The organism is Chryseobacterium sp. CG10_8 (assembly GCF_058117085.1).
Map to the genome: position 1 here is coordinate 19,682 of NZ_JBYVEB010000013.1, position 23,865 is coordinate 43,546.

The window sequence follows — 23,865 nt, forward strand, 5'->3', positions numbered from 1 at the left end:
AGATTAATTTAAAATTTATAATCTAAAATCTATACTTTCTCTATGCATCCAATTCCCCAGCGATGATATTCATGCTACACATGGTAACAATCGCATCGGAAATCATTTGTCCTTGAATCATCTCAGGATATGCTTGATAATAAATAAAGCAAGGTCTTCTGAAATGCAGTCTGTATGGACTTCTTCCTCCATCACTTACCAAATAGAATCCTAATTCTCCATTTGCTGCTTCAATGGAATGATATACTTCTCCTTTCGGAATTTCAGTTTCTCCCATTACAATTTTGAAATGGTAAATCAATGCTTCCATGTTACGATAAACGTCCGCCTTTTCTGGTAAATAGAAATCTGGAACATCTGCGTGGAAATCGCCGTCAGGTAAGTTTTCGTAAGCTTGTTTGATAATCTTAATAGATTCCCAAACTTCTTGCTGACGAACCATAAAACGGTCATAAGTATCACCTGCCGTACCTACAGGAATGATGAAATCAAAATCTTGATAAGAAGAATAAGGCGCAGCCACACGAAGGTCGTAATCTACACCTGCCGCTCTAAGGTTAGGGCCTGTAAATCCATAACTCAAAGCTCTTTCCGCTGAAATAGGACCAACACCAATGGTTCTGTCCATAAAAATTCTGTTTCTTTCCAACAAGTTGCAGAACTCTTGAAATCTTTTAGGGAAATTTTTAATAAAATCTTGAATTAACTCGTGAAATTTTGGAGTGAAATCTCTTTCGAAACCTCCAATTCTTCCAATATTAGTTGTCATACGAGCTCCACAAACTTGCTCGTACAAATCATAAATTTTTTCTCTATCGCGGAACATATACGTAAGACCAGTAATCGCACCAGCGTCCATTCCTGTAACCCCGTTACAAACCAAGTGGTCTGCAATTCTCGCTAATTCCATCATGATGACACGCATGTAATCTACCCTCTTCGGAACTTCGATACCTGCCAATTTTTCAACAGTCATATGCCATCCGAAGTTATTAATAGGAGCAGAGCAATAGTTCAAACGGTCTGTCAATGTCGTTATCTGAGCAAAATTTCTTCTTTCAGAAATTTTTTCAAATGCACGGTGGATATATCCTACTGTTTGTTCGGAATGAAGAATTCTTTCTCCATCCATAGTCAATACGTTTTGAAAAATTCCGTGAGTCGCAGGGTGAGTTGGCCCTAAGTTAAGCGTATAGATTTGTCCATCTATTTGCTCTTTGGAATCGTATTGATTGATGATATTAGATAGTGCGTTGTCTTTCATTTTTTTATAATTGATAATTGATTGGTGATAATTGATCATTTATCAATCATCGTCTATCATTGATAATTATCTTCCAAACATGGTATCGTTCTTATCTGTTCTTGTTCCATCTTCCAAGCGATATTCTTTCAGCATTGGGTGGTAACCAAGGTCTTCCATATTCAAAATAGCTCTTAAATCAGGATGACCTTTGAATTTGATTCCATAGAAATCAAAAGTTTCTCTTTCCATCCAGTTGGCTCCAGCATGAATCTCTACTAAGGAATCAACTTCCGCATTCTCTCTCGCCATAAAAACTTTAAGACGAAGTCTTACTCCAGTTTTTAGGTTATGAAGATGATAGATGACTTCCAATTCCTTATCTGGAAATTCAGGGAAATGAATTCCACAGATATCAGTCAAAAAAGTGAATTCCAAAGAGGATTCTTTCAAATGGTGAATCATTTTCTTCACATCCTCCTTTTTAACTTCTAAAGTCAAAAGCCCATAAGGTTCTTCTACCTTGAGTACAGACTCAGAGAATTCTCTTTTTAGTGCTTCTAAAACAAATTGATTATCCATCTTTAGTTGATATCGTAAGATTCTAATAATTGTTGATATTCTGGCAAGTCTCTTCTTCTGATACTTTCGCTTTCAGCAAGAGCTTGTACTTGCATAAAACCTTCGATGATTTGCTCTGGCCTTGGCGGACATCCCGGAACATACACGTCAACAGGGATAATCTTATCAATTCCTTGCAAAACCGAATAAGTATCAAAAATACCACCGCTGGAAGCACATGCTCCAACAGCAATAACCCATTTTGGCTCTGCCATCTGGGTATAAACTTGTTTTAAAACAGGTCCTAATTTTTTAGAAATAGTTCCACAAACCATTAATAAGTCAGCTTGCCTTGGGGAGAAAGAGTTTCTTTCCATTCCAAAACGAGAAGCGTCATAGGTAGGGTTAAGGGTTGCCATAAACTCGATACCGCAACATGAAGTTGCAAAAGGAAGTGGCCAAAGAGAAAACTTTCTTGCCATTCCTATCACAGTGCTTAATTTTGTTACGAAAAACCCTTCTCCTTCAAGACCTTCAGGAGCTGGTGCATCTGTTTTTATAACCGGTTTTTTATCAGACATTCTTTTTTTTCTTTTAAAATTGAATTGAAATATTAACGATCCCAGTCAAGCGCTCCTCTTTTCCAAACGTAAATAAATGCCATAAAGAAAACAGCCACGAAAGCAAGAACAGCAATGAAACCTTCTGTCCCGAATTCTCGGAAGTTAACAGCATACGGATAGAAGAAAACGATTTCAATATCGAATAGCACAAACAAAACTGCGGTCAAGAAATACTTAATAGAAAAAGGTGTTCTCGCATTTCCTTCTACTTCGATACCGCATTCGAAACTTGCATTCTTGGTTTTGGTACTGGCTTTTTGTCTTGGTCCTAAAAAATGGGCACCTAACAAAGAAACTCCAACAAAACTCAGTCCCACAAATGCTTGTATGATAATCGGGATGTAATTTTCCGGTAAATTCATGAGTGATTAATTTCTTAATCTGCAAATTTAAGGATTATCGAACGAAAACCGAAATTATTGCCTAAAAAAAGTAGATAAATTTGGATTCTTGCGATATGTCCAACTCTTACTAGTGTTTATGGGAGTTTTTCTTCATTTTTCGAAGTAAAACAAATGCCATAAATCCCGTGTATAAAACCACAATACTTACAATAAGAATATTAATAATAGTGTCGATTCTCTCATCCTTTACAATGAAAAAAATATTGTAGATGATGAATGCGATAACTAATATACCATAGACGAGAATGTAGTTTTTCATTTTGGTTATTTTTTTAAAATTTCAATGAGAAGGTTTTTCTCTTTTTGTGATTTTCGGGATTATAGTCTTGCCATAATAATTGAATGTCTTTGTTTTCCACTAACTCTGGGTTAGTCTCCAAATGTCGGATTCCTTTTTTTCTAAAGGTATTATAAATTTCTTTGAAGATAATGGAGGTGATCCCACGTTTTTGATAGTCAGGGTGGATGCCAATGAGATAGAAGTTAGCGCGATCATTTTTTCTGTTAGCCTTCAAGAAATGCCACCAACCGAAAGGGAGTATTTTTCCTTTTGCCTTTTGCAAAGCTTTGGAGTAGGAAGGCATTGTTATCGCAAATGAAATGAGTTGATTATTGTTATCAACAATACAAATTATAAAATCCTTGTTAATGAAGTCAAAATATTTCTCTTTATATGTTGTAATTTGTTCTTCGGTAATCGGGGTATAAGTAGAAAGATGTTTGTAGGTCTCGTCCAGAAGACGGAACATCGGGTCCACGTAAGGGAGTAATTCTTGTTTGTTTTTAAAGTTTAAAACTTTTAATCCAAATTTTTCTGTGACAATTTGGCTGAACTTTGTAATTTTTTCAGGCAGGCTGTCAGGAAAAATAATTTCGTATTCCACCCATTCTTTTTCTGTATTGAAACCTAATTCTTCAAGATGTTTTGGGTAATAAGGAAAGTTGTAAAGTCCTATCATTGTTGCTAACCTGTCGAATCCTTTAGTCAGCATACCGGCCTTATCCAAATTGGTGAAGCCCATAGGTCCTTCTATTTGGTGGATTTGGTTTTCAATTGCAAATTGTTTAGCTACATTGATGAGAGCAGAAGAAACTTCTTTGTCGTCAATGAAATCAAACCATCCAAAGCGTACTTTGCTGATGTTGAGCTCTTTTTTTTCTTTATGATTGATGATTACGGCAATTCTGCCGACAATTTGTTGATTTTTGTAAGCAAGAAATTTCTTTGCAACGGAATATTGTAATGCTGGATTTTCTGCTTCATTCCAAATGTCCATCTCATCTTTAATCAATGGTGGCACATAGTTGGAGTTATCCTTATATAGCAGCATAGGGAAATGGATGAACTTTTGTAAATCATCCTTGGAAACTACCTCTATAATTTTAACTTCTGACATCCAATTTTGCTTTCTAGTCGCAAATATAATTCTTTATTTTTTCTGACTTTGGTTTGGCATGCTTTTTACAGCAATATATTATCAAAAAAATAACATTAATATTATGTATTACTTAATTATTGGAGCGATTTTTATTATCAGTATGATTGTTCAGAACAAACTGAGGTCAAAATTTGCCTATTATTCTAAGGTCTATTTACAAAACGGAATGTCAGGGAAAGAAGTTGCAGAAAAGATGCTACGCGATAACGGAATCAATGATGTGCAGGTAATTTCGGTTCCTGGACAGCTGACAGATCACTATAATCCAGCAAACAAAACCGTCAATCTTTCTGAGGCTGTTTACATGCAAAGAAATGCTGCGGCTGCGGCTGTTGCTGCTCACGAATGTGGGCACGCAGTTCAACATGCGGTAGGTTACTCGATGTTACAATTAAGGTCCAAGATGGTTCCTGTTGTTAATATTAGTTCTAATCTTTTGCAGTTTGTCTTCATGGCAGGGATGATTATGATGGCAATGAGTATCGTAGGTGGGAAGTTAGTTTTGGGAATAGGTGTAATTTTGTTTGCGATTACAACTTTGTTTGCTATTGTAACGCTTCCTGTTGAATATGATGCAAGTAATAGAGCCTTGGCTTGGTTAAGGTCTTCAGGAACTTTGGCAAATGCTAAAGAATATGAAGGAGCGGAAGATTCTTTGAAATGGGCCGCTAGAACATATCTAGTAGCAGCTCTAGGATCGCTGGCTCAATTGATTTACTTCGTTATGATGTTGATGGGAGGAAATAGTAGAGACTAATCAGAAATATCATATTTAATATAAGGCATCTCGGAAAGTATTTTCGAGATGTTTTCTTTTTCTGATGTTTTTATTTTTGCTTTGATTTTACAATTTTGTTGTGCGTCAAAATCTATAATATTAGCATGGAACTTATTAAGTAAGGTAAAGATGATATTCTGTTCAGAAAAAGGAAAATGAAGCTCAATGGCGCTTTCTAGTTCACTTGTAATGATTTCAGCATGGTCTAAAGTTAGCTTTGCGGATTCTTTATAAGTTTTGACTAATCCAGACACGCCAAGTTTAGTTCCACCATAATACCTAACGACAATCAAAAGAGTGTTGGTTAGGTCGTGAGCCAACAGCTGATTATAGATTGGTAATCCCGCACTTCCAGAGGGTTCTCCATCATCATTGGCTCTATAGTTTTCGCCTTCGATTCCGACGCGGAAAGCGTAGCAGTGATGTGTTGCTTTTGGATGAAGTTTTTTTATATGAAGAAGTTGTTCGGTAATCTCCGTGATACTGCTAACAGAAAATGCATATCCAATAAATTTGCTTCCCTTTTCTTTTAGAAGGATGTCATTAACAGGATTTTTAATAGTCTTGAAGGAAAACATTTGGTAAAAATAAAAAAATCGCCCAACTTTAGTTGAGCGATTCTATTAGAATTTATGGTATTCTATTTATTTTTCGAATCTAATAGCTGTTTTTCTATCAGCTTCTCTTTCTTTATCAGAAGCATTTTCATCAACTTTAGCAATTTCTTCACCGTATCCTTTTGCTTCCAGGACTTGCGGAGAGTTAACTGCAGCTTTTACAGCATCAGCTCTTGACTGAGATAATTTTAGATTTCCAGCATCATCACCTTTTTTGTCAGTATAAGCACCAATTTTGATTTTGGCATCTGGGAAAGCAGCAAGGATAGCTTTAAGGTTTTCTAACTGAACTTTTGATTCTGGAGTAAGTGTTGTTGTTCCAAACTCGAAATTTAAGTTATCAAAGTTGAACCATTTTCCTTTAAGAGCAGCTTCATCAGCGTTTTTGTACTCATCAGAGTTAAGGAAAGCGATTACTTGGTCTTCAATACCACCTTTGAAGGCATTTAGAGTTTTTCCATCAGGAAGTGTTACAGTAGTAGTTTCTCTTGTAACATCTGCTATTGCACCTTCAGCTGCGCCCGTGCTATCAGCAGGAGCGTTAGCAGAGTCCATCTCAACAAGTTCAGATTCCACAGTTGTTGTAGTCTCTTTTTTCTCACATTGTTTCCAAAGGAACCATCCTCCAGCAATTAATAATAGTAAAGGGAGTAACCACTTCCAGAAAGAACTTCCACCTCCGTTGTCATTATTGTTATCACCGTTAAATGTATTGGTTACTTTTCCAGCAGCTCCAGAAACGGCAGCTCCTGCAGCGCCAGCAACATCTTTTGCAGTGTCAGTAACTTTGTCAGTAGCCCCAGTAACGGCAGCAGCTGCAGCTCCGGTTACTTCTTTAGCGGTATCAGTTGCTCCCCCAAATAGACTTCCTAGTCCTAAAGAACCAAGAGAAAGACCTGCTGGAAGCAATGAAGAAATTCCAGTTTTTTGCTCTGATAAAAGTGAAGAAATTCCTGCTCCATCCAAGTTATTATCACTTGCATATTTTCCTACAGATCCTAGTGTAGCACCAGTAACCATGTTTAACAAAGAGTTGGAAGAAGATTCGCTAATTCCAGCAAAGCTAGATACTGACTGAACAAGTCCGCCAATTTTGTCTCCAAAAATTGCAGTAAGTACAGATGTAATTAGAGAATTGTTAGAAGTTCCACCTAACAAATTGCTTAATAATCCGCTTGATGCAGCTCCAGTAATTGAATCTACAACCGAAGAATTATTTGAGTTATTTGCTAACCCACCAAGTACAGCTGGAAGTAATCCGCTGATTGCTTTAGAAATTCCGGACTCGCTTTCTCCTAATTGCGTTGCAGCTTGAGAAACCAATGCAGGACCTAACTGTCCTTTAATTAAATCAATGATGTTTAATGACATAATAGTTTATTTTTTTTAAAAGATTTATGTTTGTCAAATATATGTTTTTTTTAATATAAATTGTTTTATATAAAAAAACTCTCTAACTTTTTTGAGAAAATGTTAAAGAGTTTTGAGTTTATTGAATGTTATTCTGTGAATAATTTAATAGGCTTTGGCAAAGATGACTCTTTGTTTTGAAGGTTTTCCACTGATTAGTGAAGTGCCTTGTTCTTGCTCATTATTCAATGGAATACATCTTATTGTAGCTTTGGTTTCTTGCTTAATCTGTTCTTCCTCTTCAGAAGTACCGTCCCAATGCGCCGAAATAAAACCACCTTTTTCTTCTAATACTCTTTTGAATTCTTCGTAAGTATCAACTTTTGTTATGTTACTTTCTCGGAAATCAAGTGCTCTCTGATATATTTCTCGCTGCATGGTATCCAATAAGTTTGCCAACTTTTCTTCGATGCCATCAATTGGTAAAATTTCTTTAGTAAGATTGTCTCTTCTTGCAATTTCAACTTGACTATTAGCGAGATCTCTTGGCCCTAAAGTTATTCTAATAGGAACTCCTTTTAATTCGTATTCTGCGAATTTCCAACCTGGTTTGTTTTGGTCATCGTTATCATATTTAACAGAGATACCTTTTGCTTTCAATTTTTTCTCAATTTCCCAAGCTACTTGGTTGATTTCATCCAACTGATCTTGTCCCTTGAAAATAGGAATCATTACCACTTGGATTGGAGCTAATAGCGGTGGAAGTACAAGTCCATTGTCGTCAGAATGCGCCATAATTAAAGCTCCCATCAATCTAGTAGAAACTCCCCAAGAGGTAGCCCAAGCAAATTCCGTTTGTCCTTCTCTATTAGTGAATTTAACATCAAATGCTTTAGCGAAATTTTGTCCCAAAAAGTGAGAAGTTCCGGCCTGTAGTGCTTTTCCATCTTGCATCAAAGCTTCTATACAGTAGGTTTCTTCTGCGCCTGCAAATCTCTCATTTTCTGTTTTGATACCTTTGATAACAGGAACTGCCATGAAATTTTCTACAAACTCTGCATAAACTTCTAACATTTTTTCGGTTTCTTCTAAAGCTTCAGCTTTTGTAGCATGTGCTGTATGTCCTTCTTGCCATAAAAACTCTGCAGTTCTTAGGAAAAGTCTCGTTCTCATTTCCCAACGTACAACGTTGGCCCATTGATTAATCAAAATAGGTAGGTCACGATATGATTGAACCCAGTTTTTATAAGTGTTCCAAATAATTGCTTCAGAAGTCGGTCTTACTACAAGCTCTTCCTCTAACTTAGCTTCGGGATCGACAATTAATTTATGTGGATTTTCAGGGTCAGTTTTTAGTCTATAATGCGTAACAACTGCACATTCTTTGGCAAAGCCTTCTGCATTTTTTTCTTCCGCTTCAAAAAGACTTTTCGGCACAAAGATGGGGAAGTAAGCATTTTGATGACCAGTTTCTTTGAATCTTTTATCCAGTTGATCACGCATTTTTTCCCAAATCGCAAATCCATAAGGTTTAATCACCATGCAGCCACGAACTCCAGAGTTCTCAGCTAGGTCAGCTTTTACGACTAATTCGTTGTACCATTTACTATAATCTTCACTTCTTGAAGTAATTTTTGCCATTTTTTAATTTTTATTTTTAACTTTTGCCCAATACCGTTATCTAAAAAATAAAATGTAATTTTATTGAAAATTTCAAACTGCGGTTTGGTATGTTTTTGGTATAAAGTGCAAATATAAATCAAATAAAATCTTTTCACATTATCATGAAAAAAATTATACAATTCAATTTTCTTAGCCAACTTAGATCTAATTGGACATTGCTTCTTGCTGGAGCAGCGTTGTTGGCTTCTTGTTCGACTCAGGTTGGAGGATATAGTGAAACCGACGGTGTCTATTATGACCCGGAAACGGACACGCTTCCAGAGGGAGTTATCCTTAACGAAACTGGCAATCAAGTGGGAGAAGTATATGACTATACTGCTGATGACGGAGTGATTGCTAAAACTAATAGGAATATCGAAAACCAGAAAAATAAATATGACAATTGGGATTCTCAAACATCTGATGATTCTGATTGGGGAGTTTATACAGGTTCTGAAACCAATTATTATAGTGATTATTGGGGATACTGGGGTTCTCCTTGGGGATATTATAGCCCTTATTGGGGAGGTGGATTTGGTTTCAGTATAGGTTTTGGATGGAACACTGGTTGGGGATATTGGGGTTCTCCTTGGGGATATTGGGGTTCTCCTTATTATAACTCTTATTGGGGTTATGGTGGTTATTACGGAGGATACTACGGAGGCTATTATGGATATCCTTATTATGGTGGTTACTATGGTAGTCCTTATGCTTACAGAAGAAGTGGAGCCAATGGAAGATCTTATAATAGTTACCAAAATCAAGGAGGAGTTTATAGAAACGCCAACTCAGTAAGTAATCGTAGATCTGCTGGTCAAAATTCTGCCTATCGTCCCACTACAAGAAATGTAGGGACTCAAGGTTCTGGATATACAAGAACAAGAACAATGCAAGGTGCAACTCCGAGAAGCAGCACACCTAATAGAGGATACTCCACTCCTCGTACATCCACACCATCATATAGTACTCCAAGAAGTTCTTCTTCTTCTGGAATGCGTTCAGGAGGATTTAGCGGTGGTTCTAGTGGTGGATTTAGAGGAGGTTCTTCATCACCTTCAATGGGAGGTGGAAGATCAGGCGGAGGTAGAAGATAATTTTGAAATCTAATTTTTAAAAAGATAATGATAAAAAAAACGATGACAATTTTGAGCGTTGGTGTGATTAGTTTCGCCAATGCTCAAGATATTTCTACGATTAAGAACTCAAGTGATGTCTACTCTAATAACTCGATGTTTGGATCATCGAAGTATAATGCGATGGCAGGAGCAACTGGAGCTTTAGGTGGAGATGCCAATTCTTTGCTTAATAACCCAGCTGGTCTCGGAGTAGCAATTGCAGGTGACGTTTCTGTCACTCTTGCAATTGAGAATTATAGAAATAGAAGTTCTTTGGCTGGTAATAGTTACAGTTACGGAAATACCTATGGAGATCTAGGTAACGCAAGTGGAATCGCATCCTTCCAATTACTTACAGAAAGCAAATGGAAATTTGTGAATTTGGCGGTTAGTTATTCGACTCAGTCGCTAGATAATTACGTTGAGACGCCTGGGAATTCTAAGATTGTTATTCAGGAGGTTTTGCCAAGTGATGCAACTGTTACTAATAGCTACACTTATAATGGACATGGTTATGACAGAACAGGAGCTCAGATGAGAATGTCCTTTGGTGTTGGAGCCAATTACGATAATCGTCTATACATTGGAACGGGTATTAATATTCATGCAAGTGATATTAATCAACGCGATTTTGCTGAATTTTATTCTGCTTATGATTCTTATTATGATATTTACGACAAACAATATACTCCATTTGCAGAACAGGCAAGCGGATTCTCAATGAACTTTGGTGTGATTGGAAAATTAGGTAAGAATTTCAGATTAGGAGCAGCAATAGAAACGCCAACTTGGTGGGGTATTGAGCGTGCGTATAGTGAGTACAATAGTCTAAGTTCTGGGGTGTATTATGACAATTATGCAGAAAGCAGAAACTTTCGTTCTCCAATGACGGCTACTTTCAGTGCAGCTGCGGTTCCAAGTAAAAACTTTTCAATCAATGTCGATTATACCCTTGGTTTAACTAAGCCATATTATAGAGAGGAGGGACCTGCTGAAGTCGAGATTAATGATTTTTATAATGAACTTTATAAGAATTCTTCCGAAGTTAAAGTCGGTGCTGAGTATAGAATCAAAGCATTTCGTTTGAGAGGAGGTTATGCGCATCAGAATTCTCCTTTTGATACTGTTTCTACTGCCGTTTATAACAATAATGGTGGTTCTGGACAAGTTGGAATTGAAGATTTTGTATTAGGTTCCCGCGATAAATTTGGTATAGGTATCGGATATGATTTCCGTTCTTTCTTTATCGACGCTACTTATCAAAATATAACTTCCAATTACTCTAATCCATTTTTATATGGTAATGCAAGTTATGGAAGCGGATATTACGGTGTATACGATGTAGTCGATGCGGAGGTAAGTGCAGTTTCTGATGTTAAAAGTGTTAAAAACAACTACTTTATTACATTTGGATGGAAGTTCTAAACTTTCGAAAATAAAATATATAAAGCTCCGAATTTCGGAGCTTTTTTGTTTAATGGTCGTGTCCGTAATGCGTCAATAGAGCAAAGGCAACGCCTAAAATCACCAATCCAATTTTCTTCCAGTCCACGTTATGGTTTTTGTTGCTTTCGAAGATGATAACAGATGAAATATGAAGAAAAATACCACCAACAATAGCAAGGAAATAGGGCCTTAAATTTTCATCGAAATTTTTACCAAGAAGCAATCCCATTGGAGAAGCCATCGCAAAAAGTAGAATGATGAACCAAGAATACGCCGAAAACTTCTTACTTTGGAAAAGAAATGCTCCCAAAATAAAAGAAATCGGAATGTTATGGATAATAATACCTTGCAAATAAGGCGAAAGATAATCAGTTTCGTTACTCAAAGGAATCCCTTCAATAAAAGCATGGATGAATAAACCAATCATTAATGTCAAAGGCAAAATTCCGTTTTCGTTATGATGGTGGAAGTGACCATGTTCAAAACCTTTGGTTAAGTTTTCTAAAAACATTTGGAGCAATACGCCTCCAATCACCCAAATGCCAATGTTCTGATGATGGTCATGATAGACTTCTGGGAAAACTTCGTTAAGGCAAATCGTTATCAAAAATCCAGCACTCACCACCAATAGATTTTTGGCAAAAGCCTCTCTGTTACCGAAGAATTTTCCCAGCAAAACACCTACTAATACACTTAATATGAGTAAAATGATGATCATTTTTTCTTAAATATGTTGATGCAACGAGGTGACAGTTCTTTGTCGAATTGATTGAGTCTATAGTCGCCAAAAATCATCTGCCTTTCAAAACCAAAGTCTTCTGCGTAGGTTAATATTTTTTCTGGTGTGTGAAGTTTTACTTTTTCAAAGAAGTGAAAGTCCTGACCTTGATCTTCAAATTTTATATCTTTGATAATGAAGTTGTTTTCTATTTTTTTATTAATATGAAAATCAATATTATCTCTCGAAATGGTTTGTTGTTCTACAAGATTACTTTTGACAAAGTATGGATTCAAAAAGTCAAGGACAAAAAAGCCACCCGAATTCAAGATGTTACTTACCGAATGAAAAACCCTTTTATCGTCTTCTGCATCATCAAAATATCCAAAACTGGTGAATAAATTGAAAACAGCATCCACTTTCTGTCCCTCAATTGGATTTCTCATGTCATGAACACGAAATTTCAACGAGTCGTTTTCGAAGTTTTTATCGAATTCGATGCTTTGTTTGGATAAGTCTAAACCCAAAACGTCGTATCCTAATTTGTTGAGAAATACCGAATGTCGCCCTTTTCCGCAGGCTAAATCAATGATTTTGGAATGCTCGGGAAGTTGTAAAAATTGGGTTAATAGGGTAATGAATTCTTCTGCTTCAGCAAAGTCATGATTGCGATACAGGAGATGATAATAAGGTGTGTCAAACCAAGATTCGAACCATTTCATTCTGCAAAAATAGATTAAATTTGTTTTAAAACAGAAGTGAAGTGGCAAATACTTATTCTCAGATTTTTATTCAGATTGTTTTTTCGGTGGAAGGTCGACATAATTTTATACAACCTACCAAACGTGAAGAGATAGAAAAATATATTTGCGGTATTGTCAATAATCGAAAACAAAAGGTACTTGCAATTTATGCTAATCCTGACCACATTCATTTGTTGTTATCTTTTCATAATTTGAATTTGTCCCTTTCAGAAATTGTGAGAGATATAAAATCAGGTTCGTCAAAATTTATAAATGAACAAAATTGGTTTCGAGGGAAATTTAATTGGCAGGAGGGATATGGTGCATTTTCATACTCCAAAAGTCAAGTTGACCAAGTTTGCCACTATATTTTGAATCAAGAAGAACATCATAAGAAGCAGAGTTTTAAAGAAGAATATCTGAAGATTTTAGAGAACTTCGGAATCGAATATGATGCGAATTATTTGTTCGAATTTTATGATTAGCTTTAGAGAGGTCGCTCCTACGGAGCTCCCCCTTTCAACATACACCAAGTAGCTACAAAGAGTAGGCTTCTTCGAAGCAGTATTATCTCGGTTTTGAGGCGGCTTCGTAGAAGCCTACTCTTTGTAGAATAATTTGATTTGTTAATCGATGAGCTCCGTAGGAGCGACCTCTTGAAATATGTATCTTTGCAAAATAATGGATATAGATAACTTACAAATACAGATAAAAACTTTTTTCGGATTGGAGGAAGTTTTAGCCAAAGAAATTCAACAATTAGGAGGTAGAAACGTGGAAATCAAGAATCGCGCAGTCAATTGCGAGGGCGATTTGGGCTTTCTATATAAAATCAACTATTCGTCGAGACTGGCGGTGAAAGTGTTGGTTCCGATTATGGAATTCAAAGCCTTTAATGAAGATAAATTTTATCATAAGTTGGTGAATTTCAAATGGAATCAATTTATGGATGTCAATCAGACTTTTGCAATTGATGCTACGGTTTATTCAGAAAGGTATAAACATTCTCAGTTTATGGCTCTTAAAATGAAGGATGCTATAGTTGATTATTTTAGAAATAATTATAAAGAGCGTCCAAGTGTTGATTCCAAAACCCCTGATATTAAGTTTCATCTTCATATTGATAGAGAGTTGGTGACGATTTCTTTGGATTCGTCAGGGGATCCTCTATTTAAAAGAGGTTATAGAAAGGCACAAAGTGAAGCTCCTATTAATGAGGTCTTGGCTTCTGCGATGCTTCAACTGGCGGGTTGGGACGGAAAAGGAAATTTTCTTGATCCAATGTGTGGAGGAGGTACTTTGTTGATTGAGGCAGCAATGATTGCTTTGGGGCTTCCTGCACAGATTTTCCGTAAAGAATTTGGTTTCCAAAACTGGAAAAACTATGATGCGGAATTATTCCAGAAAATTAAAGATTTTAGAGTTAATAAAATTAAAGATTTCACTGGGAAAATTGTTGGTTACGACATTGATGCAAGAGCAATTAATGCGGCTCGCGAGAATATTGAAGTTGCCGAATTAGAAGAGGTTATTGAAGTAAGGAAACAAGATTTCTTTGATTCAAAAAAAGAACTTTTTCCTTTGTTAATGGTCTTTAATCCTCCTTACGATGAGCGTTTGAAGATTAATGATGAGGAGTTCTACAAGAAAATTGGTGACACTTTCAAGCAAAGTTATCCTAACACTTTGGCTTGGTTGATTTCATCCGATTTGGAGGCGGTGAAGAAGATTGGACTTCGACCTTCTCGAAAAATAAAATTGTTTAACGGGAAATTAGAAACAAGATTTTTGCAATACGAAATGTATGAGGGAACAAAGAAAGTGCATAAATTAGAGGAATGATTTGGGATATTTAAGATTTTATTTGTAATCTTCTCAATCTTCTTCCTAAGTCCAAAAGGAATGATGATAAAGAAGCAACCAAACATTTTAAAGATTGATTGAGATTCCTCGTTCCTCTGAATGACAAACTTGAGTTAATTTTAAAACATAAAAATAATTATTACATTGGTTCACTTGCTAAATTTTTATATTTGAAAAATTCTATTTCCATTATTATCGCGATATTTAACCGAAAAGACGAGCTTTTCGAATTGCTACAGTCTCTTTCTTTTCAGACGGATAAGGATTTCGAAGTGATTATTGTTGATGATGGTTCGCTAATTCCGCTTTTACCAACTGTTGAATTATTTCAAGATCAACTGAATATTCAGTTTTTTAGGAAGACCAATTCAGGTCCTGGTTTAACGAGAAATTATGGAGCTAAAAGAGCAAGCAATGATTGGCTGCTTTTTGTTGATTCGGATGTTATTGTAGAAAAGGATTACATCGAAAATATCAAACGAAATATCGAAACGATTCCATGTGATGCTTTTGGAGGAGCAGATAAAGCGCATAAAGGATTTAATCTGATGCAAAAGGCAATTTCGTATTCCATGACATCGGTTTTTACGACAGGAGGCGTCCGCGGAAGTAAGAAAGCGGTGACGAGATTTCAGCCAAGAAGTTTCAATATGGGTGTCAAAAAATCGGTGTTCCAAAAAGTTGGTGGTTTCTCCGAAATGCGAATAGGAGAGGATCCGGATTTGTCAATGACACTTTGGGAAAATGGCTATACAACTGCTTTTTTTGATAATATTGGTGTCTATCACAAGAGGAGAGTTGATTTCGGAAAATTCTCGAAGCAAGTTTATCAGTTTGGTTGTGCAAGACCGATACTTAATCAAAGACATCCTAATTATGTGAAAATTTCATTTGCCTTTCCTTCACTCTTCTTAATCGGGTTTGTTGTTGGTATTGTAGAATATTTCTTTTTGCGAAAAGGTTTTGTTTTGGCGATGTATGGCCTGTATGTCTGGTTAATTTTCTTTCACGCCTTATGGAAAACCAAAAATATCAGCATTGCAGGAATGGCGGTCATTTCCACCTTTATCCAAATGTTTTCTTACGGTTACGGTTTTCTGAAATCGTGGTTCAAACTTAATATTCTTCGACAAAAACCCGAAGTTGCCTTTCCAGCGCATTTTTATAAGGGGTAAGTCATAAAATAATCTATTCAAAGAGAAATAAATGATTATAATTTATCTTTTTAAATTATAATCATTTTAAGATCTGATACCATTTTCAAATGGTAATTATTAATGTCTATTCGACAGATCGAATACGTAAATTGATATTGATGGTAAAAAAATAGAATATGAAATATTTACTCATTGCTTTAGTTGTATTGTTAAGTTGTTCTAAAAATGAAATCGAAAATATTAATGATTATCAAGTAATGGTAAGATATGTAAGACCGGAAGATAGTCCATCTCCAGTCGTTGTTCTTACAAATAAGAAGCCGAATGTGAACAGTTTCCCCGAAGTTTATTATCAAATAGAAAAAGAAGATTTAATGAAAATTGAAAAAATTTCTTCTTATTCAAAAGTAAGAAAATACGATAAATGGGAGTCGTTTCTATTGGTTAAAGTAAATAAAGATGATATAATTGAAAGGTATTTTTATGATAGGAAAAATGGTATTGAGATTTTAGAAAAAATGAAGAAAATCACTTCCCATTATAATAACGAACTATTAAATGAAGATCTTATTTATCTACAAAAAGTTACTAAAAATGGTTACCCTTTTTACCCGCGTTAGAAAGAATAGATATTAGTGGTTAAAAAATAGAATTTGAAAATTTTGCTCTTTTTTCTTTTTATTTTTCAGGTTGTTCTAAAAAGGAGACCGAAAATATCAATTTAAGGCTTTAATATTATAAGACAAAAACCCGAAGTTGCTTTTCCAGCGCATTTTTATAAAGGGTAGAGCTTGTCATTGCGAGGAACGAAGCAATCTTTTAGATTCCTACGCTTCACTGTGTTTTGCTCGGAATGACAGCGTTCGTCACTTCGAGTAACGAAACGAAGTGAAGTGTATCAAGAAGTAGATTCATTACAGTTCTCGATACAAAAATTCTTTAAATTTTTCTACTGAACTGACGAAAGTTGTATTTGATTTTTTCAGAATTTAAAATCCTAAAACCTCCTCAATTTTTCTTGCAACTTTTTCTGCATTGGGAAGCATTTCTTTTTCAAGAACCAAGTTGATTGGGACTGCTGGTAGATTCAAAGAACCCATGGCTTCAACTGGCGCATCCAAATGTTTGAAGCAAGTTTTTGTAATTCGGTGTGCTAAAGCTTCTGCAAACGAATTCTGGATTTGTTCCTCCGTCAATACGATGCATTTACTGTGTAATTTTACTCTTTCAAAAATTAATTCTTCATCCAAAGGAATCAACGTTCTAAGGTCGATGATTTCTACTCTTCCCTCGAAATTTTTTGCAGCTTCTTTTGCCCAAAAAACGCCCATTCCATAGGTTACGACAACGAGAGTTCTGCCTTTTTGGATTTCGGTTTCATTGGCGTTTAGGACAATATTTCCTTTTCCAAAAGGTAAAATATAGTCTTCCGCAGGTTCTACTGTTTTAGCGTCTTCCGTTCCCGGAACTTTGCTCCAATAGAGACCTTTATGTTCCAACATTACCACTGGATTTGGATCGTAGTAAGCTGCCTTCAAAAGACCTTTGAAATCTGCTGCGTTACTTGGATAAGCGATTTTAATCCCTTTAATATTCGCCAAAATACTTTCGACACTTCCACTGTGATAAGGACCACCACCGCCATAAGCTCCAATCGGAACTCTAATGATATTGCTCACCGGAAATTTTCCTTGGCTTAAATAAGAAGATTTGGAAATTTCGGTAATTAATTGATTGATACCTGGATAGATGTAATCTGCAAACTGGACTTCTACAATAGGTTTAAGACCAACAGCACTCATTCCTGCGGTAGAACCAATGATATAAGCTTCTTGAATTGCGGTATTGAAAACTCTTTTGCTTCCAAATTTTTTTCCTAAAGTCACGGTTTCGCGGAAAACACCACCAATTCTTTCACCGACGTCTTGACCGTATAATAGGGCTTCGGGATGTTTCCACATCAATTCTTGAATCGCGTGAATGGCTGCGTCTACCATCACGATTTTTTCACCGTTTTCTGGATTTCTTGTTCCGGTTTCTTCGGTGATTGGCGTTGGAGCAAATACAAAATCTTCAACTGTTTCTGGTTTTGGGTCTTCTGCTTCAATAGCTTTTTGAAAAGCTGCTTCTGCTTCTTGACGGCATTTTCTTTCTATTTGCTTGAGATATTCTTCTTCTAATCCTTCTTCCAAAAGATAATTTTTAAGAATAATTCCTGGGTCTTTAGCTCTATGTTTTTCTAAGTCGGCGTCATCTCGATAAAATTCTCTTCTGACGCCAGAAGTGTGGTGTCCGATCAGAACAGTTTTTGCACAAACGAGCATCGGTTTTCTCTCGTTTCTAACGAAGTCTACCGCTTTTTTCATGGCTTCGTAACTTTCGACAAAATCGGTACCGTCAACACGCATTCTATTTAACCCAACAAAACCGGCAGCGAAATCGTAGGCATCGGAGGTTCTTGCTTCTTCTTTGGTTACCGAAATTCCCCATTCGTTATCTTGAACCAAAAAAATAATCGGTAATTGATGAAGTGCAGCAAATTGAAAAGCTTCGCTTACTTCTCCTTCTGTCACCGAATTGTCTCCAAAACTACAAACAACAATTGGATTGTTTTCGAAGGTTTGAAGGTTAAAATCTTGAATATATTTAATTCCTTGCGCTACGCCAGTGGTTGGAATGGCTTGCATACCTGTTGCGGAACTTTGATGAATAATTTTTGGTTTGTCACCCTGCAAACTTGATGGATGCGAATAATAGGAACGTCCTCCAGAAAAATAATCATCCTTTTTTGCTAAAAGTTGTAGCATTAACTCATAAGGTTGAAATCCAATTCCCAAAAGCATACTCTCATCACGATAGTACGGCGAAACCCAATCGTCTTTTGTCAAATGATACGCAGTTGCCAATTGGATGGCCTCGTGACCTCTGGAGGTACTATGAACGTACTTTGTTATAGGTCTGTTCTCCTCATAAATGTCGGCCATGGCTTTGGCTAACATCATGTGTTCATAGGCTTTTAGCGAAATTTCTTGGTTGATTCTTCTTTCAGTAGTTTCCATTGTCACAAATATACTTTTTTTTTGAAATGCTGAAATATCTTTTGAAATAAAGGGTTAGTAACCTTTGTGGAAAATCCAATTTTTATTTGACTTTTTTTTCGTTTATTTTTACCAAAATTAAGAAGAATTTGGGGTGCTTTTTAGTTTAAAACTACCCCCGTCTTTCTAACAAGTTCGAAATCCACCCCTTCAAAGAAAGGGAATTTTCAACACCAAATTTTAAATTTTAGAATGTATTTAGTTTTTGATACAGAAACCACAGGTTTACCGCAGAATTTTAACGCTCCCGTTTCGGACTCTGACAATTGGCCAAGAATGGTGCAGATTGCTTGGCAACTGCATGATGAAGCTGGAGAATTGATTGAGAATAAGGATTATATCATTAAACCAGAAGGTTATGATATTCCCTTCAATGCTTCAAGAATTCACGGGATTACTACAAAAATGGCGAAGGAAGAAGGTCGCGATTTGGAGGAGGTTTTGATTGAATTTAATGAAGTTTTAAAAAAGGCAAAATTTGGTGTTGGACAAAATGTAGAGTTCGATTACAAAATTATTGGTGCCGAGTTTTTCAGAAAGCAAGTTGAAAACCAGCTACAAGACCTTCCGAAAGCCGATACCATGATTTTTGGTACGGATTTCTGCGCTATTCCAGCAAAAGGTGGGCGCTATAAATCTCCTAAGCTGGAGGAAATCTACGAAAAACTTTACGGAGAAAAATTTGATGAAGCGCACAATGCTGCTGCCGACGTTAATGCGACGGCGCAAGTGTTTTTCGAAATGTTGAGGATTGGAGTTATTGAAGCTACTGACCTCAAACTACCTGAAACTTCGATTACGGCGTTTAGGACTAAAAATCCTAACCCTATTACCCCTTTCAAAATCGAAATTCGAAAGCAAGTCAATAAGTCCAAAAAGAAAAAATCGGATTTTGGAGACGCTGCTGATATTGATTTAGGGGACTATTTTAATTTTCATAATCATAGTATCTATAGTTCTTTGCAGTCTTCGACTTCGATTTCGCAGTTGGTCGATCAGGCTTTGAAGAATAATTTTCCTGCGGTGGGAATGACCGATTTGGGGAATTTGATGGGTGCTTTCAAGTTTGTTTCGGAAGTAGAAAAAGCTAATTCTAAAATTAAAGGTGACTATCAAAAATGGTTGGAAAAAAAGGAGGAAGCTGAAGCAGAAGGTAAAAAATTCGATGAACCAGAACCACGAAAAAAAGAGCTGATTCCTATTCTGGGATGTGAGTTTTATCTTTCTGATAGACCAGAGCAAAAACAGTTTACGAAGGATGACCCAGACCGAAGAACGAATATTGTTTTGTTAGCAAAGAATCTTAAAGGGTATAAAAATTTGGCCAAACTTTCGAGTTTAGGGTATGTTCATGGTTTCTATTTTGGAGTTCCAAGGATTTCCAAGACGATGATTGAGGAGTACAAAGAAAATTTGATTGCCGTTTCTGCGGGAATTAATGGGGATATTCCGAGTGCGATTTTGGAATATGGAGAGCAACGAGGAGAGGAAGTATTTCTTTGGTGGAAACAAGCGTTCGGTGATGATTTTTATGTTCAGATTCAGAATCATGGTGCGGAAGAAGAGGAGCATCTTAACGAAGTTTTGCTTCAGTTTGCTGACCAACATGAAATTAAAATTTTAGCTCAGAACGAGACTTATTATACCGAAAAATCGGATGCCAATGTTCAGGATATTTTGTTCTGTATCAAAGATGGTGAAAAATTAACAACGCCTGTTGGAAAGGGATTTGGAAAAAGGAGAGGATTGCCAACAACGGATTATTATCTTAAAAGCGAAACCGAATTAAAGTCTGCTTTTCGTGATTTTCCTGATGCGTTCGAATCTTATACCGAGTTTTTACAAAAATTTGAACCTTATACTTTAAAAAGGGATGTTTTGCTTCCAAAATTTGAAATTCCTGAAGAGTTTCAAGATCCAGAGGACGAAAAAGATGGAGGGAAAAGAGGGGAGAATGCTTTTCTCCGTCATCTTGTTTATGAAGGTGCGAGAGCACGATATAAAGAAATTACCCCAGAGATTGCAGAGCGTTTGGACTTCGAATTAGAAGTTGTCGCAAAGACAGGTTATCCAGGATACTTTTTGATTGTTCAGGATTTCTGTAATGAAGCAAGAAAAATGGGTGTTTGGGTAGGTCCTGGTCGAGGTTCTGCTGCAGGTTCTGCGGTTGCTTATTGTACTGGAATTACCAATGTTGACCCCATCGAATATCAACTCCTTTTTGAGCGTTTTCTTAATCCTGAAAGGGTGTCTATGCCCGATATTGATATCGATTTTGATGATGAAGGACGAGACCGAATCATTAAATGGGTAGTGGAAAAATATGGTCAAAGTAATGTTGCGCAGATTATAACCTATTCGGTTTTGGGAGGAAAATCTGCAATTAAAGATGCAGGTCGTGTTTTGGATGTTTCGATTCCTGATACCAACAATATTGCGAAACTTATTCCGCCTACTCCAGGAATGAATATCGCCAAAGCTTTTTCAAAATACGAAAAATTAGCTCCAGAAGACAAGGTTTTAGTGGACGAAATGAAGAAGATTCTGGAGGATAAGAGTGATGCTCGTTACGATGTTTTGGCTGCGGCTCAAAAGATGGAAGGAGCAGTCAGAAATACGGGAATCCACGCCTGCGGTGTAATTATTACGCCAGAAGATATTTCTAATTTGGTTCCTATTACCACGGCTGCGAAAGATGCGGATATTCTTGTTTCTCAGTTTGATAATTCGGTTGCAGAAAGTGCAGGTCTTTTGAAGATGGACTTTTTGGGACTTCGTACTTTGAGTATTATCAAAGATGCTATTACTTTAATCAAAGACCGTCATGGTGTGGATATTAATCCAGACGAAATTCCTTTGGATGACGAAAAAACTTATCAGCTATTCAAAGAAGGAAAAACAGTAGGTATCTTCCAGTATGAAAGTCCCGGAATGCAGAAATACATGAGGGAGCTTAAACCAACTAACTTTGCCGACCTTATTGCGATGAACGCTTTGTATAGGCCAGGTCCGATTAAATATATCCCGAACTTTATCAATAGGAAGCATGGTCTTGAGGAAATTCAGTATGACCTTGCTGAGTGTGAAGAATACCTTGCTGAAACCTATGGAATTACCGTTTATCAGGAGCAGGTAATGTTGCTTTCTCAGAAATTAGCCAACTTTACCAAAGGTGAAGCGGATACCTTGAGAAAAGCGATGGGTAAGAAGCAGAAAGATGTTTTGGACAAGATGTATCCCAAGTTCGTTGAAGGTGGAAAAGCCAATCAATTAGATGAAGAAAAATTGAACAAAATTTGGAAGGACTGGGAAGCTTTCGCTGAATATGCTTTTAATAAGTCTCACTCTACTTGTTATGCATTGATTGCTTATCAAACCGCTTATCTTAAAGCCAATTATCCCGCAGAATATATGGCGAGTGTGATGACGCACAACCTCAATAATACCAAGCAGATAACCCTCTTTATGGAGGACTGTAAAAATATTGGGGTTGATGTTTTGGGGCCGAATGTTAATGAAAGTCAGTATCAGTTTTCTGTTAATGCGAATGGTCAAATTAGATTTGGACTTGGAGCAATTAAGGGAATCGGGGAAGGACCGAGTGAGGCGATTACTTTGGAAAGGAAAAATGGAAAGTTCGAAAATGTATTTCACTTTTTTGAAAGAATTCCGTACTCGCAGATTAACAAGAGGGTAGTAGAGAGTTTGGTGATTGCAGGAGCATTCGATGAATTGGATAGATATCACCGAGCACAATATTTTGATATCGACCAGGCAAATCGTACTGTTCTCGAACGTTTGTTGAGGTATGGACAAAGTTTTCAGGATAGTCAAAATGAAATGGAAAATTCCCTTTTTGCAGACTTTGCCGAAGAAGTTAAAATTGAACTTCCGAAAATTAATCCTTGTCCAGAATGGCAGAATATGCACCAGCTTAACAAGGAAAAGGAGATTATTGGATTCTATATTTCTGCGCATCCCTTGGATGAATTCAAATTTCAGTATCAGTTTATTCAGGGGATGTTCTCCAAAAAACAAAATCTTGAAAAAATAGACACTATTATTCCTGAAGATGAATCTTTAGCAAAGATTGAAAAGAAAATTCTCACTTCAGAAGAAGAGGAGACAGAAGATGAAATTTTGGATTTGGAAACTACCTTAGAAGAAGGTGATGATATTATAGAAGAGGAAATCAAAGTTGTTGAGCCAAGAGGAAAATTTGGATTTCTTAATTTGGATGAACTGGATGCTTATCGAGACCGAAATTTCGGACCAGACCAAATTAGGCTTTTTGAGGAAACCAAAGATTGGAAAGAGAAAAGAAAAATTAATGATAGTCTTAGAGAGCTTACGGTTTCTGGATTGATTACCGAATATACGGTCAGAGACGGATTTAGAAGTGGCGAAAAAGTGGCATTCCTTACGTTGGAAGATTACTCTGGAAGTTATAGCTTCAGGCTTGGAGACAAAGATTATCTTCGATTAAGAGATCGATTGGATTTACAAAGATTCGTTATCTTGAAGGTTAAATTTTCAATTTCTAAAGATGGACGTGTTTTCTTGAACGTGGTTGATGTTTCAGAATTAAAAGAAGCAATTGAAGCATTTGCTAAGGAATTGACGGTGGTTGTTAATCTTGACGACTTGAGGGAAGACGATATTGAGTTTTTTAAGAAGAACTTACTTCAACAGGAAGGTTCGGGTAAGATTAAATTTGAAGTATATGATTCTCAAAATCAAAATTTTATTGAGTTACATACTTTGCAATCTCATTTAGTCATCAAGGAAGAACTTCTCAATATTTTTCATGAAGTAGATAAGTATAGGATCTATCTTAATTAGAAAGACTAAGTGTAAATTTTTTTGATTTTTTTAGTCAAGGTGAGTCTTTTAATTTATGCTGATTTTTTTTATCTTGTAGATTATATTTTTATTATTTATACGTTTTTGAAGTAAAACTACTGATAAAGTTAGTAATTAAATAAAATATTTGCTGTTTCATGCATAAATTTTATATATTTACCCTAAACTTAATTATTAAAAAAAAT

Annotated in this window: 20 protein-coding genes; 8 read left to right on the top strand and 12 right to left on the bottom strand. The window is 36.2% G+C overall.

Translation table 11 applies throughout. The annotated features are described in order from the left end of the window. Positions 1-40 precede the first annotated feature (40 nt). From nuoD to AC4AGG_RS04130, 6 genes are all read right to left on the bottom strand, one after another. Positions 41-1,264, bottom strand: coding sequence for an NADH dehydrogenase (quinone) subunit D (gene nuoD / locus AC4AGG_RS04105; protein ID WP_489770712.1), 1,224 nt, complete (start codon positions 1,262-1,264; stop codon positions 41-43). A gap of 66 nt (positions 1,265-1,330) precedes the next feature. Then, entirely contained in the window at positions 1,331-1,825 is a 495-nt protein-coding gene (locus AC4AGG_RS04110) for an NADH-quinone oxidoreductase subunit C (protein ID WP_489770713.1), read from the bottom strand. Positions 1,826-1,827: 2 nt separating this feature from the next. After that, the gene (locus tag AC4AGG_RS04115; protein ID WP_489770714.1) at positions 1,828-2,385 is read right to left on the bottom strand and encodes an NADH-quinone oxidoreductase subunit B; all 558 of its coding nucleotides are present in this window, start codon (positions 2,383-2,385) and stop codon (positions 1,828-1,830) included. Positions 2,386-2,417: 32 nt separating this feature from the next. Then, entirely contained in the window at positions 2,418-2,789 is a 372-nt protein-coding gene (locus tag AC4AGG_RS04120; protein WP_489770715.1) for an NADH-quinone oxidoreductase subunit A, read from the bottom strand. 109 nt (positions 2,790-2,898) lie between these two features. Next, on the bottom strand, positions 2,899-3,090 hold the full coding sequence (locus tag AC4AGG_RS04125; RefSeq protein ID WP_489770716.1) for a hypothetical protein: 192 nt from the start codon (positions 3,088-3,090) through the stop codon (positions 2,899-2,901). A gap of 13 nt (positions 3,091-3,103) precedes the next feature. Then, positions 3,104-4,228 carry a GNAT family N-acetyltransferase gene (locus AC4AGG_RS04130; protein WP_489770717.1) on the bottom strand — a complete coding sequence of 375 codons (1,125 nt, stop codon included), beginning with the start codon at positions 4,226-4,228 and terminating at the stop codon, positions 3,104-3,106. A 103-nt stretch (positions 4,229-4,331) separates the two neighbouring features. Between AC4AGG_RS04130 and AC4AGG_RS04135 the strand changes: the two genes are divergently transcribed. After that, positions 4,332-5,027: a zinc metallopeptidase gene (locus tag AC4AGG_RS04135; protein WP_489770718.1), complete on the top strand. Its 696-nt coding sequence runs from the start codon at positions 4,332-4,334 to the stop codon at positions 5,025-5,027. On the opposite strand, the gene AC4AGG_RS04140 is transcribed toward AC4AGG_RS04135, so the two are convergent. The 3 genes from AC4AGG_RS04140 to proS all read right to left on the bottom strand — a co-directional run bounded on the left by AC4AGG_RS04140 (position 5,024) and on the right by proS (position 8,656). Then, positions 5,024-5,626, bottom strand: a complete 603-nt coding sequence (locus tag AC4AGG_RS04140) for an IMPACT family protein (protein WP_489770719.1) — start codon at positions 5,624-5,626, stop codon at positions 5,024-5,026. The two genes, AC4AGG_RS04135 and AC4AGG_RS04140, sit on opposite strands and share 4 nt — an antisense overlap. Before the next feature lie 66 nt (positions 5,627-5,692). Continuing rightward, complete coding sequence (locus AC4AGG_RS04145) at positions 5,693-7,036, bottom strand: DUF937 domain-containing protein (RefSeq protein WP_489770720.1); 1,344 nt, start codon at positions 7,034-7,036, stop codon at positions 5,693-5,695. Between the two features lie 144 nt (positions 7,037-7,180). Next, positions 7,181-8,656, bottom strand: a complete 1,476-nt coding sequence (gene proS, locus AC4AGG_RS04150) for a proline--tRNA ligase (protein WP_489770721.1) — start codon at positions 8,654-8,656, stop codon at positions 7,181-7,183. Positions 8,657-8,799: 143 nt separating this feature from the next. Here proS and AC4AGG_RS04155 point away from each other — a divergent pair, with 143 nt between their 5' ends. Together AC4AGG_RS04155 and AC4AGG_RS04160 are read left to right on the top strand one after the other, a co-directional pair. Beyond that, positions 8,800-9,771 carry a prolyl-tRNA synthetase gene (locus AC4AGG_RS04155; RefSeq protein WP_489770722.1) on the top strand — a complete coding sequence of 324 codons (972 nt, stop codon included), beginning with the start codon at positions 8,800-8,802 and terminating at the stop codon, positions 9,769-9,771. 27 nt (positions 9,772-9,798) lie between these two features. Further along, positions 9,799-11,217, top strand: a complete 1,419-nt coding sequence (locus AC4AGG_RS04160; protein WP_489770723.1) for an OmpP1/FadL family transporter — start codon at positions 9,799-9,801, stop codon at positions 11,215-11,217. 49 nt (positions 11,218-11,266) lie between these two features. Here AC4AGG_RS04160 and AC4AGG_RS04165 read toward each other — a convergent pair whose 3' ends face one another. Both AC4AGG_RS04165 and AC4AGG_RS04170 read right to left on the bottom strand, forming a co-directional pair. Continuing rightward, positions 11,267-11,956, bottom strand: a complete 690-nt coding sequence (locus tag AC4AGG_RS04165; RefSeq protein ID WP_489770724.1) for a ZIP family metal transporter — start codon at positions 11,954-11,956, stop codon at positions 11,267-11,269. Next, a complete protein-coding gene (locus AC4AGG_RS04170; protein ID WP_489770725.1) occupies positions 11,953-12,678 on the bottom strand; it encodes a class I SAM-dependent methyltransferase in 726 nt (241 codons plus the stop codon). Before AC4AGG_RS04170 ends, AC4AGG_RS04165 begins: the two co-directional genes overlap by 4 nt. A 41-nt stretch (positions 12,679-12,719) precedes the next feature. Here AC4AGG_RS04170 and tnpA point away from each other — a divergent pair, with 41 nt between their 5' ends. The 4 genes from tnpA (at position 12,720) to AC4AGG_RS04190 (ending at position 16,339) form a co-directional block, all read left to right on the top strand. Further along, positions 12,720-13,184, top strand: a complete 465-nt coding sequence (tnpA, locus tag AC4AGG_RS04175) for an IS200/IS605 family transposase (protein WP_489770726.1) — start codon at positions 12,720-12,722, stop codon at positions 13,182-13,184. A gap of 196 nt (positions 13,185-13,380) precedes the next feature. Then, on the top strand, positions 13,381-14,541 hold the full coding sequence (locus AC4AGG_RS04180) for a THUMP domain-containing class I SAM-dependent RNA methyltransferase (RefSeq protein ID WP_489770727.1): 1,161 nt from the start codon (positions 13,381-13,383) through the stop codon (positions 14,539-14,541). A gap of 191 nt (positions 14,542-14,732) precedes the next feature. Then, complete coding sequence (locus tag AC4AGG_RS04185) at positions 14,733-15,737, top strand: glycosyltransferase family 2 protein (RefSeq protein ID WP_489770728.1); 1,005 nt, start codon at positions 14,733-14,735, stop codon at positions 15,735-15,737. A gap of 158 nt (positions 15,738-15,895) precedes the next feature. Next, positions 15,896-16,339, top strand: a complete 444-nt coding sequence (locus AC4AGG_RS04190) for a hypothetical protein (protein WP_489770729.1) — start codon at positions 15,896-15,898, stop codon at positions 16,337-16,339. A gap of 369 nt (positions 16,340-16,708) precedes the next feature. On the opposite strand, the gene AC4AGG_RS04195 is transcribed toward AC4AGG_RS04190, so the two are convergent. Then, the gene (locus tag AC4AGG_RS04195) at positions 16,709-18,778 is read right to left on the bottom strand and encodes an alpha-ketoacid dehydrogenase subunit alpha/beta (protein ID WP_489770730.1); all 2,070 of its coding nucleotides are present in this window, start codon (positions 18,776-18,778) and stop codon (positions 16,709-16,711) included. A 231-nt stretch (positions 18,779-19,009) separates the two neighbouring features. Here AC4AGG_RS04195 and dnaE point away from each other — a divergent pair, with 231 nt between their 5' ends. Then, the gene (dnaE, locus tag AC4AGG_RS04200; RefSeq protein ID WP_489770731.1) at positions 19,010-23,659 is read left to right on the top strand and encodes a DNA polymerase III subunit alpha; all 4,650 of its coding nucleotides are present in this window, start codon (positions 19,010-19,012) and stop codon (positions 23,657-23,659) included. Positions 23,660-23,865 lie beyond the last annotated feature (206 nt).